The organism is Streptomyces sp. WM4235, from assembly GCF_001279725.1.
Taxonomy (GTDB): Bacteria; Actinomycetota; Actinomycetes; order Streptomycetales; family Streptomycetaceae; genus Streptomyces.
Genome location: NZ_LGDE01000475.1, coordinates 1 through 19,067 on the forward strand (window position 1 = coordinate 1; position 19,067 = coordinate 19,067).

At 71.5% G+C, this 19,067-nt stretch carries 12 protein-coding genes and 4 riboswitches; of the genes, 6 read left to right on the forward strand and 6 right to left on the reverse strand.

Going from position 1 to position 19,067, the window contains the following annotated elements:
- Positions 1–1,293 (reverse strand): PAS domain S-box protein (locus tag ADK55_RS35130; RefSeq protein WP_053685019.1); only part of this gene is annotated, 1,293 nt, incomplete at its 3' end.
- A gap of 300 nt (positions 1,294–1,593) precedes the next feature.
- A riboswitch (cobalamin riboswitch) is annotated at positions 1,594–1,666 on the forward strand.
- 166 nt (positions 1,667–1,832) lie between these two features.
- Here ADK55_RS35130 and ADK55_RS35135 point away from each other — a divergent pair.
- The 3 genes from ADK55_RS35135 (at position 1,833) to ADK55_RS35145 (ending at position 4,663) form a co-directional block, all read left to right on the forward strand.
- A complete protein-coding gene (locus tag ADK55_RS35135) occupies positions 1,833–2,321 on the forward strand; it encodes a DUF4430 domain-containing protein (protein WP_053685021.1) in 489 nt (162 codons plus the stop codon).
- Between the two features lie 99 nt (positions 2,322–2,420).
- On the forward strand, positions 2,421–3,116 hold the full coding sequence (locus tag ADK55_RS35140; RefSeq protein WP_053685023.1) for a hypothetical protein: 696 nt from the start codon (positions 2,421–2,423) through the stop codon (positions 3,114–3,116).
- A gap of 110 nt (positions 3,117–3,226) precedes the next feature.
- Positions 3,227–4,663, forward strand: a complete 1,437-nt coding sequence (locus ADK55_RS35145) for a C2 family cysteine protease (RefSeq protein ID WP_159041651.1) — start codon at positions 3,227–3,229, stop codon at positions 4,661–4,663.
- Between the two features lie 144 nt (positions 4,664–4,807).
- Here the strand turns inward: ADK55_RS35145 and metE are convergent, their stop codons facing one another.
- The 4 genes from metE to aceA form a co-directional block, all read right to left on the reverse strand.
- On the reverse strand, positions 4,808–7,132 hold the full coding sequence (gene metE, locus ADK55_RS35150) for a 5-methyltetrahydropteroyltriglutamate--homocysteine S-methyltransferase (RefSeq protein WP_053685027.1): 2,325 nt from the start codon (positions 7,130–7,132) through the stop codon (positions 4,808–4,810).
- A 169-nt stretch (positions 7,133–7,301) separates the two neighbouring features.
- A riboswitch (cobalamin riboswitch) is annotated at positions 7,302–7,528 on the reverse strand.
- 149 nt (positions 7,529–7,677) lie between these two features.
- Positions 7,678–8,562: a 3-hydroxybutyryl-CoA dehydrogenase gene (locus ADK55_RS35155; RefSeq protein ID WP_078999793.1), complete on the reverse strand. Its 885-nt coding sequence runs from the start codon at positions 8,560–8,562 to the stop codon at positions 7,678–7,680.
- Positions 8,559–10,157, reverse strand: a complete 1,599-nt coding sequence (gene aceB, locus ADK55_RS35160) for a malate synthase A (protein ID WP_053685029.1) — start codon at positions 10,155–10,157, stop codon at positions 8,559–8,561. Before aceB ends, ADK55_RS35155 begins: the two co-directional genes overlap by 4 nt.
- An 89-nt stretch (positions 10,158–10,246) precedes the next feature.
- The gene (aceA, locus tag ADK55_RS35165) at positions 10,247–11,533 is read right to left on the reverse strand and encodes an isocitrate lyase (RefSeq protein WP_053685042.1); all 1,287 of its coding nucleotides are present in this window, start codon (positions 11,531–11,533) and stop codon (positions 10,247–10,249) included.
- Between the two features lie 378 nt (positions 11,534–11,911).
- Between aceA and ADK55_RS35170 the strand changes: the two genes are divergently transcribed.
- A complete protein-coding gene (locus tag ADK55_RS35170) occupies positions 11,912–13,327 on the forward strand; it encodes a short-chain fatty acyl-CoA regulator family protein (RefSeq protein ID WP_053685031.1) in 1,416 nt (471 codons plus the stop codon).
- 212 nt (positions 13,328–13,539) lie between these two features.
- On the opposite strand, the gene ADK55_RS35175 is transcribed toward ADK55_RS35170, so the two are convergent.
- Complete coding sequence (locus tag ADK55_RS35175) at positions 13,540–14,952, reverse strand: hypothetical protein (protein ID WP_053685034.1); 1,413 nt, start codon at positions 14,950–14,952, stop codon at positions 13,540–13,542.
- A 96-nt stretch (positions 14,953–15,048) separates the two neighbouring features.
- A riboswitch (cobalamin riboswitch) is annotated at positions 15,049–15,188 on the reverse strand.
- A 119-nt stretch (positions 15,189–15,307) separates the two neighbouring features.
- A riboswitch (cobalamin riboswitch) is annotated at positions 15,308–15,380 on the forward strand.
- Positions 15,381–15,532: 152 nt separating this feature from the next.
- Between ADK55_RS35175 and ADK55_RS35180 the strand changes: the two genes are divergently transcribed.
- Both ADK55_RS35180 and ADK55_RS35185 read left to right on the forward strand, forming a co-directional pair.
- The gene (locus tag ADK55_RS35180) at positions 15,533–18,340 is read left to right on the forward strand and encodes a prenyltransferase/squalene oxidase repeat-containing protein (protein WP_053685036.1); all 2,808 of its coding nucleotides are present in this window, start codon (positions 15,533–15,535) and stop codon (positions 18,338–18,340) included.
- A partial coding sequence (locus ADK55_RS35185) for a hypothetical protein (protein ID WP_053685038.1) occupies positions 18,337–19,067 on the forward strand: 731 nt, incomplete at its 3' end. The genes ADK55_RS35180 and ADK55_RS35185, both read left to right, overlap by 4 nt.

The window sequence follows — 19,067 nt, forward strand, 5'->3', positions numbered from 1 at the left end:
GGTGTAGAGCGCGAGCACCGATCCGGGTTCCACGGCGTGGCGGCTCTCGTGGTGCGGGACCTCGCCGACACCGAGTGGCACGCTGACGTCCACGGCGAGCCGGCTCACCCGGCCGTCCGGCGCGGCGAGGAGCAGCGGCAGGTGTCCGGCCGAGCACACGGTCAGTTCCGCGGCGTCCGCGTCGACGACCAGGTAGCAGCAGGTGACGAACTGGTCCGGGAGTTCGCTCACCACGGCGTCGAGGGCGCGCATCAACTGCCAGGGCGGCATGCCGGTCTTCGCCAGCGCGTGCGGGGGGGAGCGCAACTGCCCCATGACGGCGGGGGCTTCCAGCCCCCGCCCCATCACGTCACCGATCATGACGCCCACGCGGCCGCCACCCAGGGGGATCAGGTCGAACCAGTCGCCACCCACGCCCGCGCCCTGGCGCGCCGGGAAGTACCGGCTCGCCGTCGGCATGCCCGGCACGTCGGCGGGCGAGCCCATGAGGCTGCGTTGCAGGGTCAGGGCCACGTGGCGTTGCTGTTCGTAGAGTTCGGCGAGTTTCTCCTCGGCGGCCTTGCGGTCGCTGACGTCGCGGATGGCCGCCGACACGAGGGTTCCGTCCGGGGTCTCCAGGGGGCTGAGGCTGATCTCGACGGGGAACTCGCGTCCGTCCCTGCAGAGGCCGTGCAGTTCCAGGCCGGCGCCCATGGGTCTGACCTGGCGGTTGATGAAGTAGCCCTGCCGGAAGCCGGAGTGATGGCCCCGGAAGCGCTCCGGTACGAGCACCTCCACGGGGCGGCCCAGGAGGTCGGCCCTGGTGTGGCCGAAGAGCGCCTCGGTCTGGGCGTTGACGAGTTGGATCGTGCCGCGGTCGTCGACGATCACCATCGCGTCGGGGGCGGCCTCCAGGAGTGCCCGGAACAGTTCTTCGGCGGCCCTGCGGTCGCTGACGTCGCGCACGGCCGCCGAGATGAGCAGGCCGTCGGTGGTCTGTAGTGGGCTGAGGCTGATCTCCACGGGGAACTCGCGTCCGTCCCTGCGCAGTCCGTACAGCTCCAGTCCCGCGCCCATGGGCCGTACCTGTCGGCTGCCGGCGTATCCGAGCCGGTGCCCGGGGTGGTGCCCCCTGAAGCGCTCGGGCACCAGGACCTCGATGGGTCGGCCGAGCAGTTCGTGCCGGGGGTAGCCGAACAGCGCCTCAGTCTGCGCGTTCACCAGCCGGATCACGCCGGCGTCGTCCACGATCACCATCGCGTCCGGTGCCGCCTCCAGAAGGGCCCGGAACGGCTCTTCGGTCGTCGTCGTCATGTTGCGCCTCGCACTCGCCGGACACCGGACACCACCGAAGCGAACATCCGACCACGCATCCCCCCACCACCTCGCGGGTTGACCGGAACACACGCGCAATTGACCGGGTATGAGCGGCGGCCGGGGCGGTCGCCCCGGGCATCCGTCGACGGGCGGGGCAGCGGGCCGCCATCGCCGTGGCCGCTCCATGGCCCCGGCCGTCCTGCCCGTAGGGGTGACCTCTGGTCAGAAGGCTTGTCCGACCGTACGATTCGTCTGCCCGGTCGGACCCGGGTGACAACCGCATCACCGTATGACCTGGGGGAAGCCGGTGGGAATCCGGCGCTGACCTGCAACCGTGTGGGGCGCGTGCGCGCTCCGAGTCGGAGCACCCGGCATCCGGTTCGTACCGCTTCCCACTGTCATGGTCTGCAGCGCGGAGCCTTGAGTCGCCGACTCGCCCACCGCCGGTTCCCGCTGCTTCGGGGTCTTGGTGCCGGTGGCGGATGTCGTGGCGGACAGGGGCGCGCCGTGAACCCGCCCCGTTCGAAAGGCAATTCATGCGCCCGAACCTCGTACGTCGCACCCTCGTCACGTCGGCCGCCCTGGGACTCGCGCTCGCCTCGGCGCCCGCCGTCGCGCACGCCAAGCCGGTCGCCGGCACGAACGCCCCGGTCAAGGTCAACCTCACCGTGCAGGGCCCGAGCGGGCTGCTGTTCAAGGGGAAGATCAAGACCAGGGGCCACGACGTCACCACCGTCACGGGCGGCACGCACAAGTGCGACGGCACGAACGGCTCGGCGAACCCGAGCGCCGCGCCCACGCCGACCGCCGCTCTGGACGACGCCGCGAAGAAGAGGCACTTCACCTGGGACGGCACCTGGTACGCCTCGTTCGACGACTTCTCCGTCGACACGATCAAGAACGTCAGCGGCGGCGGTGCCGCCTACTGGAGCATCTCCGTCAACGGCACGCCGACCCCCGTCGGCGGTTGCCAGTTCAAGCTGAAGGCCGGTGACAAGGTGGCCTTCACCTGGACCGCCTTCTAGGCCCTGTCGGAGCCGCGCGAGGGCCCGGGCCCCGGTCCCCGAGATCTACAATGATCGGGATCCGGGGCATCCCGTGGTGAAGCCGAGAGGGAGATTCAGATGGCGATACCGAAGCGCCCCGCCCCGTTGGACCCGGCCATCGAACGGGCCGCGGCGGCGGGCGACGTCGTCGCGATGAGGCTGCGGGGCCAACACCTCTACGAATCCGACGACAACGGTGCGGCCGAGGAATGGCTGCTCGCCGCCGCGCGGGCCGGCGACGCCGAGGCGATGTACACCTTGTCGCGCGTCCACCACGACCGGGCGGTGAACGCGTTCCCGAACGGCAAGGCGCACGACGTCACGGCCGCGTCCTGGTGCAGGCGTGCCGCCGAGGCGGGTTGGGTCCCGGCCATCAGGGCCATGAAGTCGTGGGTGGACTTGGACGAGCGCGAGTTCTGGCTCCGAAAGGCCTGGGAAACCGGCGATCCGCACGCGCCGTACGGCCTGGCGGAACTGTTCGAGGAGGAGGGACGGCCCTCCGATGCGGAGCACTGGTACCGCGTCGCCTGCCGCGAGCCCGGCCGGTTCGGCCACAGCGCGCGCGGTGACCTGGCCGCCCTCCTCAGTCATCAGGGGCGATTCGAGGAAGCCGCCGAGCTTCTGACACAGAACGCGGAAGAGGGTTCGTCGGCCGCCGCCGAGCACCTGTCCGACGTGCTCGACAAGCTCGGCCGGGTAGAAGAGGCCGCCCACTGGCGCGAGCGGATCGATGGGCTGCGGGCCGCCGAGCACGAGCAGGAACCCCTGCTGTGAAGTGTGGTGCCGGGGCCCTCGGAAGTGGCCCGCGCCGGTTGTCGAATCCCGGCTCCTGAGCGGAGGCGTCCCGGGGTCCGGGGGCGCCTCCGCTCGATACCGTTCAGAAAATGATCTTTGCTTGGCTGCCGGGGGGGAGCGGGATGAGCGAGGTGCGCACTGCCGATCTCGGCGCCGGAACCGACGCACCGGTGGTTCTGCCGGCCTCCGGGGTCGGCGAGGGGGACGACCGGTCCAGCGAGCCGATGGAGCCCGCGGAGGTCCCGACGGGGCATCCCGACGGCGACGTGGGCGTCGACGAGGAGCCCGAGGTCCCGATGGACCTCATCCCTCCGGACGAACCCGGGCAGTCGGACGAAGCCCCTGAAGGCCCCGAGGAACCAGAGGAGTTCGAAGAGGACGGGGAGGCCGACCCCACGGCTGCCACGGATCAGGCCGACGGGACCGAAGCCCCCGAGGAACCTCAAGAGCCCGATTCCCCCGGAACCTGGACCGGGAACGGGCCGGAGCCGCTCGACGATGCGGCCGATGACGAAACCGGGGAGCGGACGTCCGCGGCGGACCCGGCCGGCGGCGGCCCGGCACCCGAGGGCGCCCCGCTGCGGGACGTCTTCTCGAAGATGCGCGACTCCCTCACCGCGCCCCACGCGTCCGCGGACGGCGCCGGCGACCGCCACGCCACGGTGGACCGGCCGGCGTTCAACGCCATGGAGATCCCGGAAGAGAACGTGCGCCTCTACCAGTACGGGACGCCTCTCGACCGTTCCGACGGCGGGCGCGTCCCCTTGTTCGACGGACCCCCGAGCCGCGAACAGACGGCGCAGGGCACTCTCGGCGACTGCGGGGTGATCGCCTCCATGGGGGCCGTCGCCGGACACCTTCCGGAAGCGATCTCGAACTGCGTCAAGGAGAACGACGACGGCACGTACGAGGTGACCCTCCATCAGGTGAGCAAGAACCGGCCCGGGGATCTGGCACCCTACGAACCGACCGGTGCGGTCACCGTTCTCACCGTCACGCCGGAACTGGTCGTGCCGTCCCTCGATCCGAAGAACCCGGCCTACGCGCAGGTGGGAACCGGGGGCGCCGCCTGGCCCGTGATCCTGGAGAAGGCCTTCGCGGGGGTCGACCAGACCTGGGAGGAAGGCAAGGCCGGTCAGACCTCCGGCTACGAACGGCTCAACCTGGGCACCAGGGCCGAGCACCGCGCCGAGATGCTGGCCCAACTCACGGGCCGGCCGGCGTACTGCGATGACGTTCCCTCCAGGTACGACATGAACGGCGTCAATCCGAACCGCCAACTCCTCGACTCGTTCCGGGAGAAGCTGGAAGCGGGCTCCCCGATACTGATCGGCTCACGTGGAGCCGAGGCGAACAAGCCGGGAATCCGCTCCGACCTCATAGCGGAGCACGTCTACGAGGTGGTCGAGGTGGACGATCGAGGGAACATCCGGCTCCGCAACCCGCACAACAGGAACCACCCCGGGACGTTCACGGCCGGTGAGTTCAGAGCGAACTTCGCGAACCGGTACAGCACGTTGGCCTAGGTTCTGTTGCGAGAGTGCCGGTCACGGCCCCTCGCCGGCCACTCACCAGGCGGCCTTCACCTGAACCTTCTTGCGGGCCGAGCCCCGAGGGCACGTGATCGGGCCGGAGCGTCGGGAGAGCGACGTTCCGGCCCGAATCGCGGATCAGGCGGTCGCGCCGGCTGCCTCCGTGCGAACCTCGCGAGCCGCCGCCACCAGGTTCTCCAGGGAGGCGCGGGTCTCGGTCCAGCCACGGGTCTTCAGCCCGCAGTCGGGGTTGACCCACAGCCGCTCGGCGGGAATGGCCTCAAGTCCCTTGCGGAGCAGGGCTGCCGCTTCCTCCGTGGAGGGGATGCGCGGCGAGTGGATGTCCCACACGCCGGGCCCGGCCTCGCGCGGATAGCCGTGCGCGGCGAGTTCGCGCGCGACCTGCATGTGGGAACGGGCCGCCTCCAGACTGATGACGTCCGCGTCGAGATCGTCGATGGCCTGGACGATGTCGCCGAACTCGGCGTAGCACATGTGCGTGTGGATCTGGGTGTCCGGCCGGACGCCCGACGTGGTGAGGCGGAAGGACTCGGTGGCCCACGCCAGGTAGTCCGCGTGATCGGCGGTGCGCAGCGGGAGGGTCTCGCGCAGGGCGGGCTCGTCGACCTGGATGACCGAAGTCCCGGCCGCCTCAAGGTCGTTGACCTCATCGCGGAGGGCGAGTCCGACCTGGCGGGCGGTCTGCCCGAGGGGTTGGTCGTCGCGTACGAAGGACCATGCGAGCATCGTGACGGGGCCCGTCAGCATGCCCTTGACCGGCTTGGTGGTCTGCGCCTGCGCGTAGGTGGTCCAGCGCACGGTCATCGGCTCGGGGCTGGAGATGTCCCCGGCGAGGACCGGCGGGCGCACGTAGCGGGTGCCGTAGGACTGGACCCAGCCGTGTTGGGTCGCGAGGTAGCCCGTGAGCTGTTCGGCGAAGTACTGGACCATGTCGTTGCGTTCGGGTTCGCCGTGGACGAGGACGTCGATGCCGGTCTTCTCCTGGAAGGAGAGCACCTCGCGGATCTCGCCCTTGATGCGTTCCTCGTATCCGGCGGTGTCGATCCGGCCGGCTCGCAGGTCGGCGCGGGCCACGCGCAGTTCGTCGGTCTGCGGGAAGGATCCGATGGTGGTGGTCGGCAGCAGCGGCAGTCCCAGGTGGGCCCGCTGGGCGGCGGCGCGCTCGGGGTACGGCTGTGCGCGGCGGCCGTCCGCGTCGGTGATCGCCTCGGTGCGGGCGCGGACCGCGGGGTCGCGGGTGATGGGGGACGTGGCGCGGGAGGCCAGGTCGGCCCGGTTGGCGGCGAGTTCGGCGGGGATCGCGGCGGGGCCCTGCGCGAGGCCGCGGGCGAGGGTGGTGATCTCGGCGGTCTTCTGGCGGGCGAAGGCGAGCCAGCGGCGGACCTGGGGATCGATGTCGCGTTCGACGGTCGCGTCCAGCGGGACGTGCAGGAGGGAGCAGGAGGCGGCGACGTCGACGCGGTCGGCGAGGCCGAGGAGGGTGCCGAGGGTGCTCAGCGACTTCCGGTGGTCGTTGATCCAGATGTTGCGGCCGTTGACCACCCCGGCGACGAGGCGCTTGCCCGGGAGCCCGCCGACCGCCGCGAGGTCGGCGAGGTTGGCGGCGGCCGAGTCGGTGAAGTCCAGGGCGAGGCCCTCGACGGGTGCCTTGGCCAGGACGGGCAGGGCCTCGCCGAGCCGGTCGAAGTAGGAGGCGACGAGGAGCTTGGGGCGTTCGGTCAGCGCGCCGAGTTCGCGGTAGGCGCGCGCGGCGGCGTTCAGTTCGGCCGGGGTGCGGTCCTGGACGAGGGCGGGTTCGTCGAGCTGGACCCATTCGGCGCCGGTCGCGCGCAGTTCGGCCAGGACCCGGGCGTAGACGGGCAGCAGCCGGTCGAGGAGGGTGAGCGGCTCGAAGTCGGCGGCGACCGCGGGCGCGGGCTTGGCGAGGAGCAGGTACGTCACCGGGCCGACGAGGACGGGGCGGGCCGTGTGGCCGAGGGCCAGGGCCTCCTTCAGCTCGGCGACCTGCTTGGCGGGATCGGCCGTGAAGACGGTGTCGGGTCCGAGTTCGGGGACCAGGTAGTGGTAGTTGGTGTCGAACCACTTGGTCATCTCCAGCGGGGCCACGTCCTGGGTGCCGCGCGCCATCGCGAAGTAGCCGTCCAGGGCGTCGGCGTCGACGGCGTCGCGGTGGCGGGCGGGGATCGCGCCGACCATGACCGTGGTGTCCAGGACGTGGTCGTAGTACGAGAAGTCGCCGGTCGGAAGCTCGGTGATGCCGGCTTCGGCCAGTTGGGCCCAGTTGGTCCGGCGCAGGTCGCGGGCGGTCTCCCGGAGGGTGTCCGCGGTGACGCGGCCCTTCCAATAGCCCTCGATGGCCTTCTTCAGTTCGCGGTTGCGGCCCTGCCGGGGGTAGCCGTACACGGTGGCCTGTACTGCCGCGGCTGCGGACTCGGTGGTCACGGAACTCTCCTTCGCGAGCTTGTCTCCATGGACCGGTGAGGGCCGAGGGTGCGAAGGGTGCCGGAACGGGCGGACCGCCGGGGTCGCGTACGTCCGTGTACGCGACGGGGAGGATCCGCCTGAAGCACGCCGACCCGCCCACGAGGTCACCGGGAAACCGGGCGCGGTCGATCGCGCTCGGGCAACGGGCAGGTCTTCGGACTCGCGGGCACGCCTGCCGGTCTCCCGGCGGGCACCTACTGGCCGTCGCTTCCCAGGACCGGTTCCGGTCCCAGTGCGTATGACGGCGGTCGTTCCCGCTCACCGCTGCGGGGCAGTCCCGGATTCCCACCGGGTTCCCTCTTGCGACGCATCCCGCCTGGCGGACGGGGGCGAACCAGCTGCGAGGCCCACACTAGGTCGACAGCCCGGTCAATGAACACGGCTTCCCACATGTCGGACGGTGAAATGAGACACGCCGGGGGTGCGGTGACACCACTCACCGCACCCCCGGTCTTCTCGTGCGGCCTCCGGCGCACCCTCGGCCCGGAGACCCGCCGGGGCCCTCAGCCCCGGCCGTACGTGTGGAACCCGCGGCCGCTCTTGCGGCCGAGCAGTCCCGCCTGCACCATCCGCTGGAGCAGCGGGGGCGGGGCGTACAGGGGTTCCTTGAACTCCTCGTACAGCGACTCGGCTATCGCGGCGACCGTGTCCAGGCCGATCAGGTCGGCCAGTTTGAGCGGTCCCATCGGGTGGGCGCAGCCGAGTTCCATTCCGGCGTCCACGTCGGTGGCGCTCGCGAACCCGGATTCGGCCATGCGGATGGCCGAGAGGAGGTAGGGGACGAGCAGCGCGTTGACGACGAAGCCGGCCCGGTCCTGGGAGCGGACGGTCGTCTTGCCGAGGGCGTCGCGGGCGAAGGCCTCGACCGCGGCGAGGGTGTCCGCCGAGGTGTGCAGGGAGGACACGACCTCGACGAGCGGCAGGACGGGCACGGGGTTGAAGAAGTGCAGGCCCACGACCCGGTCGGCACGGCCGGTGGCCATGCCCAGCCGCATGATCGGGATGGCCGAGGTGTTCGTGGCGAGGATGGCCCGCGGGTCCTCGACGAGCTTGTCGAGGGCGGTGAAGATCTCCGTCTTGGCGTCGGGGTTCTCGGTGACGGCCTCGATGACGAGTTGCCGGTCGGCGAGGTCCTCCAGGTCGCCGGTGAACACGAGCCGGGCGAGGGCGTCCTCGGCGGAGGCCCGGTCGAGCTTGCCGCGTTGGACGGCGCGTTCCAGGGAGACGGCGACGCGTTCGCGGGCTGTTCGGGCGGCGACGGAGTCCGCCTCGGCCACCACCGTGTCGATGCCGGCGCGGGCGCAGACCTCGGCGATGCCGGCGCCCATCTGCCCGCCGCCGACGACTCCGACGCGCCGGATCCGGGGCGCTCCCTCGGGGGCGTTCACGCGTTCACCCGCACGGCGGCGGCGCGTACGAGGTGGCGGGTGTAGGCGTCGGGGGTGAAGAAGGCGGGGAGCCGCACGGAGAGCGCGGTGTCCACGAAGACCTCCCGTGCTTCGAGGACCAGCGCCCGCGGGTCCTCGGCCTCCAGGGCCGCGCATTCGGCGTCGAGGAACTCGATGACCGTCCCGCGGTCCACCCGGTCGTGGCGCAGCCACTGCCAGATCTGGACGCGGGCGATCTCGGCGGTCGCGGCGTCCTCCATAAGGCCGCCCAGGGCGACGGCGCCGCTGCCGCGCAGCCAGGCGTCGAAGTAGCGCAGGGCCACGGCGACGTTGGAGCGGATGCCCTCGGGGGTCGGCGGGGCGGCGATCCTGCGGACGGACAGCAGGTCGGCGGCGGTGACCTCGACGTCCTCGCGGGTGCGGTCCAGTTGGTTCGGTCGGTCTCCGAGGACACCGTCGAAGACCTCGCGGCAGACGGGGACCAGGCCGGGGTGGGCGACCCAGGAGCCGTCGAAGCCGTCCTCGGCCTCCCGTTCCTTGTCGAGGCGGACCTTGGCGAGCGCGGCGGCGTTGGCGTCCGCGTCCCGGCTGGGGACGTGCGCGGCCATGCCTCCGATGGCGTGGGCGCCGCGTCGGTGGCAGGTCCGCACGAGGAGTTCCGTGTAGGCCCGCATGAACGGGGCGATCATGGTGACCTTCGCCCGGTCGGGCAGTTGGAAGTCGGTCCGGTGGCCGAAGGTCTTGATCAGGCTGAACAGGTAGTCCCAGCGGCCGGCGTTGAGGCCCGCGCTGTGCTCGCGCAGTTCGTGGAGGATCTCCTCCATCTCGAAGGCGGCGGTGATCGTCTCGATGAGGACGGTCGCGCGGACGGTGCCGCGGGGGATGCCGAGGAGTTCCTGGGCCAGGACGAACACGTCGTTCCACAGGCGGGCTTCGGTCCGGTTCTCCAGCTTGGGAAGGTAGAAGTAGGGGCCGTGCCCGGCGTCGATCTGCCGCTGCGCGCAGTGGAAGAAGTACAGGCCGAAGTCGACGAGGGAGGCGGACACGGGCCGGCCGTCGATCTCCAGGTGTTCTTCGAGGAGGTGCCAGCCGCGCGGGCGGACCATGATGGTCGCGAGGTTCGCGCCGAGGCGGTACTCCTTGCCCTCGGGGGTGGTGAAGTCGATGCGTCGCTCGATGGCGTCGAGCAGGGTGAGCTGCCCGCCGATGATGTTGTTCCAGGTGGGGGCGGTGGCGTCCTCGAAGTCCGCCATCCAGACCTTCGCCCCGGAGTTCAGCGCGTTGATCGCCATGCGGCGCTCGGGCGGTCCGGTGATCTCGACCCGGCGGTCGGTGAGGCCGGGCGCGAGGGGTGCGGCCCGCCAGTCGGGGTCGGCGCGGACGGCGGAGGTGGCCCGGGAGAAGTCGAGCGGCGAGCCGGAGACCAGGTGGGCGGAGCGGCGGCGGCGTTCCTTGAGGATCTCCAGGCGGCGGTCCGCGAACGCGGCGTCGAGTCGGCCGACGAACTCCAGGGCCGCGGGGGTCAGGATCTCGTCGTGGCGCTCATCCGGCGCGCCGAGAACCCGGACATGGCTGGTCAGGGGCGTGAGTGACATGCGGTTCTGCTCCTCGGCGTGGGGCGGCGGGCGCCCGAGGGCCAGGTCTCTCGGGCGCCGCGGGCCAGGCGAAACTTCGACGACAGGTCCTAGTGGAACTGCTCTTCCTCGGTGGAGCCGGAGAGCGCGGTGGTGGAGGAGGTCGGGTTGACGGCGGTGGAGACCAGGTCGAAGTACCCGGTGCCGACCTCGCGCTGGTGCTTGACGGCCGTGAAGCCCTGGGCCTGGGAGGCGAACTCGCGTTCCTGGAGGTCGACGTAGGCGGTCATGCCGTGCTCGGCGTAGCCGCGGGCGAGGTCGAACATGCCGTGGTTGAGGGAGTGGAAGCCGGCCAGGGTGATGAACTGGAAGCGGTAGCCCATCGCGCCGAGTTCGCGTTGGAACTTGGCGATCTGGTCGTCGTCCAGGGCCGCCTTCCAGTTGAAGGACGGCGAGCAGTTGTAGGCGAGCATCTGGTCCGGGTACCGCGCGTGGATGGCCTCGGCGAACTCGCGGGCCTGCTCCAGGTCCGGTGTGCCGGTCTCCACCCAGATCAGGTCCGCGTACGGGGCGTAGGCCAGGCCGCGGGCGATGACCGGCGCCATGCCGTTCCGGACGTGGTAGAAGCCCTCGGCGGTGCGCTCTCCGGTGCAGAACTCGGCGTCGTGCTCGTCGACGTCGCTGGTCAGCAGGGTCGCGGCGAGGGCGTCCGTACGGGCGATGATCAGGGTCGGGGTGTCGGCGATGTCGGCGGCCAGGCGGGCCGCGTTCAGGGTGCGGATGTGCTGCGAGGTCGGAACGAGGACCTTGCCGCCGAGGTGCCCGCACTTCTTCTCCGAGGCCAACTGGTCCTCGTAGTGGATGCCGGCGGCGCCCGCCGCGATCATCGCCTTGGTCAGTTCGAACGCGTTGAGCGGGCCGCCGAAGCCGGCCTCGGCGTCGGCGACGATCGGCGCGAGCCAGTCCGTGGTGTCCGTGCCGCCCTCGGCGGTGGCGATCTGGTCGGCGCGCAGCAGTGCGTTGTTGATCCGACGGACGACCTGGGGAACCGAGTTGACCGGGTAGAGGCTCTGGTCCGGGTAGGTGTGTCCGGCCTGGTTCGCGTCGGCCGCGACCTGCCAGCCCGAGAGGTAGATCGCCTGGAGGCCGGCGCGCACCTGCTGGACGGCCTGGCCGCCGGTCAGCGCGCCCAGCGCGTGGATGTAGTCCTGCTCGTGGAGCTGCCGCCACAGGCGTTCGGCGCCCCGCCGGGCCAGGGTGTGTTCCTCGCGGACACTGCCCGACAGCCGGACCACGTCCTCGGCCGAGTAGGTGCGCTCGATGCCCGTCCAGCGCGGGTCGTCGGCCCACCGCTGCTTGAGCTGTTCGGCCGCCGCCGTCGTGTTCGCCTCTGCCATGACCGTCACCGTTTCCATCCGTCGCGTGTCTTGCCAATGCCCCTGGTACTGATTCGTGCATTGGCACTCTGTGCCTGAGAAGAGGTGCGGCCGCCGGACCCGCCCGTGGGCCGGAGCTGAGCAATGCTGCCGATCTTCGGGAGCGGGCCTCCACAACCCTCCGACATCAGGGCGCGATTCGGGGGTCTGAGGCTGTCCCGGCTACCGGTTCCGGCTGGCCGCAGGACTGACTCTGACACTGGCACGGGGTGCCATCAAGGAGGTACATCTGCCAAGCTTTGCCAATCTTCGGGGCCGGAATTGCCAAGGTTGCGAAGCCCTCCCGGGACGGTGGCCGACCTATCCTGACCGGGCACGGCCGACGGTGAAAGGAGTGCGGTGAGCAAGACGTACGCGGGGGCCAGACTGCGGCGGCTGCGCGAGGAGCGACGGATGACCCAGGCCGACCTGGCCAGGGTCCTCGCGATCTCCCCCAGCTACCTCAACCAGATGGAGCACGACTCCCGCCCCCTCACGGTGCCCGTGCTGTTGCGGCTCACCGAGGCCTTCGGGGTCGACCCGGGCTTCTTCTCCGAACGCGACACCAGCCGGCTGGTGGCCGACCTGCGCGAGGCGCTCGCCCAGCAGGTCGCCGAGGCCCGCGTCTCCCCCTCCGATCTGTCCGAGCTGGCCACCCGAATGCCCGCCGTCGCCTCGGTCCTCCTCGACCTGGGTCGGCGGAGCCAGTTGCTGGCCGAGCGTCTCGCCGATGCCGCCGATGGCCGGGACTCGCCGGCGGAGGCCCCGCGCTCACCCCACGAGGAGATCCGGGAGTTCTTCTACCGCCGGCAGAACTACCTCCACGACACCGACCTCGCCGCGGAGGCGCTGGCCCGCGAGATCGGCATCCGGCCCGGGGACGTCGTCCACGCCCTGACCCGCCACCTCTCCGAGCGGCACTCGATCAGGACGACGACGGACTCCGACCGGCTGCACCACTACGATCCGTCCACCCGGGTCCTGCACCTGTCCAGCCGGCTGCGCCCGGGCCGGCAGGCGTTCCGCATGGCCACCCAGCTCGCCCTGATCGAGTACGGGGACGAGCTGGACCGGCTGGCCGCCGAGGACTTCCCCGTCGGGTCCCCTGCCCACGCGCTGGCCCGGATCGGCATCGCCAACTACCACGCCGCCGCGCTGATCCTCCCGTACACGGCGTTCCACGCGGCGGCCGAGGAGTTCCGCTACGACATCGAGCGGCTCACGGACCATTTCGGTCTCGGCCACGAGACCATCTGCCATCGGCTCAGCACCCTCCAACGCCCCAGGCTGCGCGGGGTTCCCTTCTCCTTCGTGCGGGTGGACCGGGCCGGGAACATGTCCAAGCGGCAGTCCGCCACCGGATTCCACTTCTCCCGCGCCGGCGGCACCTGCCCGCTCTGGAACGTCTACGAGGCGTTCGCCGCCCCCGGCCGCATCCACGTCCAGGTCGCCGCGATGCCGGACGGTCAGCGTCATCTGTGGACCGCCCGGGCCGTCACCCGTCACCGCGGCGGCTGGGGTGATCCCGGCAAGACCTTCGCCATCGGACTCGGCTGCGAGATCCGGCATGCCTCCCGCCTGGTCTACGCCGACGGCCTGGACCTCGACAATGCGGCGGCCGCCACTCCCATCGGCATGGGCTGCCGCCTCTGCGAGCGCCTCGACTGCCCGCAGCGTGCCGTGCCGCCGCTGGGCCGGCCCCTGGCCGTCGACGAGAACAGCAGCACCTTCATCCCCTACCCGGTCACGGGAGCGCCCCCGTCCTCCCGCGGCTGACGAAGGATCACGACCGGTCGCCGGGAGGGGCCACGGCCGGTCGTCGGCGGCGGTGGAGCACCCCCCTCCCGGACCAACTCCCTCACCTCTCGCCGATATCCGGTCCAGGACCTCGCCGCACGCTGCTCGTTCGAAGAGGTCGCCCACCTCGTCCCCGGGCGGTCTGACAGCGGGTGCGGACCCCGTGCGCGGGGCCCCGCACCCGCCGGCGATCAGGCGCCCCAGCGCAGGGCGATCGTGTCGCCCACGTTGATCACCTTGTTGCGGGCGGCGCCGGTGAAGGCGGAGCCGTCGACGCCGACCTTCCAGGTGTTGGAGCCGCTGTTGGCCTTGCCGTTGACGTGGGTGATCGTGCCGGTGCCCGAGGAGGGGGTCACGCTCGTGACGCAACCCGACGGGGTGGCGGCGGTGGTCGCGGCGTTCAGGACGTCGCCGAGGGTGGTGGTCGTACCGGTCGGGGTGAAGGCGACCGAGCAGACCTTCAGGTTGCCCGCGCCGTCGTCGACGGTCAGCGCCAGCTTCGTGGCGGTACCCGCGGTGAAGGTGGACTGGGCGACCCACTGCGGGGCACCCGGGGTGACCGGGACCGGCGGAGCGGAGGTGAACCCGCCGCCGACGACGGCGCGCAGCGCGTCGATGGAGGCGTAGGCGGAGGGGGTGGTGTCGGCCGGCTTGTACTTGAAGCCGCCCGCCGGGTTGTACTGGTTGGCGATCAGGAAGTCGATGGGGGTCTTGCCGTTGGCGGTGAGGAAGTCACCGGTCTGCGGGTTGATGCCGCAGGCGTTGAGGCCGGCGACGCCCCAGCCGTTGGAGCTGGTGTTGACCCCGTACAGGGAGTTGAACGCACCGGAGTTGGCGACGAGGGTGCTCTTGAGGAAGTTCTTCGCCTGCACCACGTCCGTGTCGGTGTTCGGGACGCCGGAGACGCAGAGTGCGGCCAGGGCGGCGCCGGTCATGTCGACGTCGCTCGCGGAGTTCAGGACGGTGGGGTTGCCCTCGGCCTTGTTGTAGGTCCAGCCGCCGTCCACGTGCTGGTTGGCGCGGATGCGGGTGATCATGGAGTCGGTCAGCGCCTGCGGGATCCGGGCGCCACCGGCCTGCGTCTTGGCTCCGCCGAGCGAAAGGGCCGCGAAGACGGTGCCGTTGAAGTTGCCGGACGGGCCGAAGTAGCCGGCCTCCGCCGTCTGCCAGTAGGAGTAGACGTTCGCGACGAGGTTGCGCGAGGCGGAGACGCGGGCCGGGTCGATGCCGGCGGCGTACGCGTTGAGGGTTCCGCGCTCGAAGTCGGTGACGACGGGGGAGCCGGACGGCCATCCCGCGGTGGACAGCAGGTTGCGGTAGACGGTGCGGGCGTTCTTCGTGGTGTCGCCGCCGGGCGCGACGTCCACGACGGCGGTGCCGGCGGCCGCGAAGGCGCTGAACGCCCACTCGTTGGACAACCCGGAACCGGCGTACGAACCATCCGCGGCCTGGAGGGACTTGAGGTAGGCGACACCGTTCGTCTTGGACGTGGCGATCTGCGCGGGACTGGAGGTCGCGAAGGCGGGCAGCGCCGTGAGGGCGAGGGCGCCGAGCGCGGCGGGCACCGCGAGCGTGAGGCGACGGAACGTGCGGGGACCGGACATGGCCTGCTCCTGGAATGAGGGACGCCGGCCTGACCGAAGCTCGTGCGGGCGGGCGGCCCGGAGCGCGGTGGCGGCCGTCCGAACGCGTGGTACGGCTGGTGAATCGCTGTGTCGTATGGGCATTCGGGCTCGGAAGCGGCCCCCTGCCGTTCCACACCGCTGCGCGTCAGCCCCGGATTCGCACCGGGTTCCCCCACTCGGCAGCCCAGGACGCTACCCGAGTGATCAAGGGTCCGCCAGCCACCGGTCACGGGCCCTGACCCGACCGGAGCGGAACGGAACCGCGTGAGACGCAGACCACCTTGACGCCGTCTTTATCCGCGTGCTCCAATCCGGCTGATAAGCACTCAGCCCCAGGGGAAGCCGGTCGGAATCCGGCGCTGACCCGCAACCGTAGGCCCGGCACCACCGGGCGAGCCGGAATGCCTGGAGCCAAGTTTTCAGCGAGAAGCGCCGTCGCGGACTACGGCGTGGTTCGAATGGCCTCCCCTTTCGCCCCACGGCGGACGACGGCGCCCACGGCGCCCCGCGGAGGCCCTTTGCCACGCACTGGTCCGCCCGGCCGACCCGAGGGGCCGTCGTGGGGACCGCAGAGCAACCAGAGCAACGCACGGGGAACAAGAGGCTGCTGTCGCTCATGTCGGCGGCGCTGTTGACCTTCGCGGCGAGCGTGGCCTTCGTGGGTGCAACGGCGCCCGCCTCGGCCGACCCGATCGAGGGGTGCACGGCCACCACCGGCGCGATCGTCGCCGTGGACTTCGGCCCCTTCGGCGGCAAGGTCGAGCGGGGCTGCGACACCACCCCCACCACCGGCTACGAGTTGCTGCACACGGGCGGATTCACCACCGAGGGCACCGGCCACGACGGCCCCGCCTTCATCTGCCGCATCGGCAACGGCTCCTTCAACTCCGGTACGCAGTACCCCACTCGGGACAAGGAGGACTGCGTCCTCACCCCGCAGGCGACCGCCTACTGGTCCTACTGGGTCGCCTCGCCGGGTCAGAAGAACTGGACCTACAGCTCACTCGGTGCGATGTCCCGCACCCCGAAGCCCGGTGACGTGGACGCCTGGGTGTTCGGTGGCACGGACGTCGGCGGCTCCTCCGGCAAGCCCACCTTCACCCCCGACGACGTGCGGGCCCGCGGGAGTGTCCCCTCGCCCGACCCGACCGGGCCCTCCAACCCGCCGACCGGGCCGGGAGCGGTCGACCTGCCGGCCGCCACCCGCTGGCTCACCGGGATGCTGACGAACGGGGAGCGCGTCGTCGACGAGGGCGCGAGCACCCCGAACCACTTCCTCACCACCGAGGTCGTCCTCGCCCTGGCCGCTGCCGACCGGGAGAGCCCGGTGGCGCGCAAGGCCGCCGACTTCCTGGCCACGCCCGCGCAGACGGACGCGTACGCCTACCCCGCGGGCAAGGACGGGATCCCCGACGCCACCGCCGCCGCGCGGCTCGCGCTCGTCGCGGAGGCCACCGGCAAGGACCCCCGCGCCTTCGGCGGCCACGACCTGCTCGGGGACCTCGTGAAGTACGTCTGCCCGCGCGACATCGGCGACGGCGAGACGATCGAGGGCTGCCTCACCAAGGGCGACTTCCGCACCACGGGCCAGTCCGACGCCCAGGCCATGGCCGTCATCGCGCTGCTCAACGGCGGTGTCACTCCCCCGGCCGACGCGGTGAACCGGCTGACCGGCCTCCAGTGCGAGGACGGCGGCTTCACCTCCATCCTGATCCGCTCCGGTGGCTGGTGCGACAGTGACGCCACCTCCACCGGCCTGATCGCGCTGGCCCTCAAGCGGGCCGGCGGACACGACACGGCCGTCGAGAAGGCACGGGCCCACCTCAAGAAGTCCCGCCTGGCGAGCGGCGCCTGGCCCTCCGCCTCCTACATGACGACCGGCAGCCCGAGCTCCACCGCATGGGCCGCCCAGGCCCTGCGCGCGCTGGGCGACACGGACCCCGCGGACGCGGGCCTGTCCTGGCTCTCCAAGCACCAGTTCACCGAGGGCGGCTTCGGCTTCGAGGAGGACGACACCGAGTCGCGCCTGTTCGCCACGGCCCCCGTCGTCGTCGCCGGCGCCAAGAGCGACCTGGTGGCACTGACCACCAAGAAGCCCGACCCGAAGCCCACCGACCCGAAGCCGACCGACCCGAAGCCGACCGACCCCACCCCGACCATCGCGCCGGGCGACGGGCCGGACATCAAGAAGGGCGTGGCGTACATCACCGACCCCACCCGGCTGATCCAGGGCCGGTTCTACGACGGCGGGCCCGGCACGAGGTTCGCCGACTACGGCATGACCATCGACGGTGCCTACGCCCTGGCGGCCACCGGCGGGGACAAAGGCCCGCCCCCCGACACCGTCGGATTTTTCGACAAGGGGGGGAAGGACGGGCAGAACCGCGGCATCCACGACTGGACCCTCGTCGGCCCCAAGCGCGCGGGCGGCGGCTCCATCGGAAAGGTGGCCCTGCTCGCCCAGGCCGTGGGTCGCGATCCGCGGAACTTCGGTGGCCAGGATCTGATCGGCGCACTCGCCAAGATCACCTGCAAGGCCAAGACCAGTACTCGCCAGGAGTGCGCGGCGAAGGGCAACTACACCTACGCCAACTCGGTCTTCAAGCAGTCGCTCGGCATCATGGCGCAGGTCCGTGCGGGTGAGACGGCCGCCGCGGCCGAGCCGATCGCGTACCTCAAGAGCCTCCAGCAGCCTTCCGGCGGCTGGGTCAGCCTGATCGGCGAGGCCAGCAGGACCGAGGTCGACTCCACGGCCATGGCCGCCATGACCCTGGACCGGCTGCCGGACGCCGACTCGCAGCGGGCCGTGGACAAGGCCCTGGCCTGGCTCGCGGCGCAGCAGAAGGCGGACGGCGGATTCCAGGGCGCCTCCGGGAACTCCGTCAACTCCTGCGCCCTCGCCATCCAGGGGCTCTCGCTGGACGCCACCAAGTACGGCGCCCAGATCGCCAAGGCCCGCACGTTCCTGGCGACCCAGCAGAACGCCGACGGTGGCTTCAACGTCATCAAGGGTGACCCGTCCGGTTCCGACATGCGTGCCTCCACCCAGGCCATCAGCGGCACCACCGGCATCTCCTTCGCCACCCTCACCCGCAGCCTCGACGGCACCAGCGCCCGGCCCGTCCCCGTCATCTCGTCCCCGTCCACCGGCGGTGCGGGTGGCACGCCGGTCATCGTGACCCCCGGCGAGAGCGCGGGCGCCTCGGGCGGCGGCGCTCTCGCGCAGGGCGGTTCGGGCGGCCGCCTCGCGTCCACCGGCCTCCAGGTCGGAGCGCTCGCGGGCGCCGCGGCCGTGCTGACGCTCGCCGGTTGGCGGCTCGTCGTCCTGTCCCGTACCCGCCGCGACCCGGCGGAGGGCAACCGATGAACCTCCGCGTCACGCGCGTCCTCGCCCGCGCGACGGCCGCCCTGGGCCTGACGGTGGCGGCCTTCGCGGCCACCGCGGCCCCGGCCGGGGCGGCCCCGCAGCCCATGGGCCAGTGCACGACCTCCTCCGGAGTCGTGCTCGCCGTGGACTTCAGCCATTGGGGCGGGCCCGTGTACCGCTCCTGCGGTACGACGCCCACCACCGGATACGAACTCCTCAACCAGGGCGGCTGGGCCACCACCGGCACCGGCCACGACGGCCCCGCGTTCATCTGCCGCATCGGCTACAGCGGGCACCAGGGCGGGAAGCAGTACCCGACGCCGCAACAGGACGACTGTGTCCTGACCCCGCCCGCCTCCGCCTACTGGTCGTACTGGCACGCGAACCCGGGCCAGAACACGTGGGACTACAGCCAACTCGGCGCCATGCTCTACAAGCCGAGTCCCGGCAGCGTCGACCTGTGGGTCTTCGGGAGCACGAACGTCGAGGGGACCGAGGGCAAGCCCCTGGTCACCCCGGACCAACTGCGCGCCAGGAACACCCGACCCACAGGCGCCACCGGGCCGCAGCCGCAGGACACCCGCACCGCGGCCCCTCTCCCGCCGAACGCGAACACCGGACCGAAGCCGGAGAATCCCCCGCCGGCCGCGACGACGCCGGCCGCGACGACGCCGCCCGCCCCCCCGGCCTCGGAGGGCCCCTCGGCCTCGCCGAGCCCCTCCGTGAG

What these genes read in the sequence shown, in the direction of transcription:
- ADK55_RS35135 (WP_053685021.1), top strand. Translation starts at nt 1,833, where the DNA reads ATGCGCCCGAACCTCGTACGTCGCACCCTCGTCACGTCGGCCGCCCTG.
- ADK55_RS35140 (WP_053685023.1), top strand. Translation starts at nt 2,421, where the DNA reads ATGGCGATACCGAAGCGCCCCGCCCCGTTGGACCCGGCCATCGAACGG.
- ADK55_RS35145 (WP_159041651.1), top strand. Translation starts at nt 3,227, where the DNA reads ATGATCTTTGCTTGGCTGCCGGGGGGGAGCGGGATGAGCGAGGTGCGC.
- aceB (WP_053685029.1), bottom strand. Translation starts at nt 10,157, where the DNA reads ATGTCACTCACGCCCCTGACCAGCCATGTCCGGGTTCTCGGCGCGCCG.
- aceA (WP_053685042.1), bottom strand. Translation starts at nt 11,533, where the DNA reads ATGGCAGAGGCGAACACGACGGCGGCGGCCGAACAGCTCAAGCAGCGG.
- ADK55_RS35175 (WP_053685034.1), bottom strand. Translation starts at nt 14,952, where the DNA reads ATGTCCGGTCCCCGCACGTTCCGTCGCCTCACGCTCGCGGTGCCCGCC.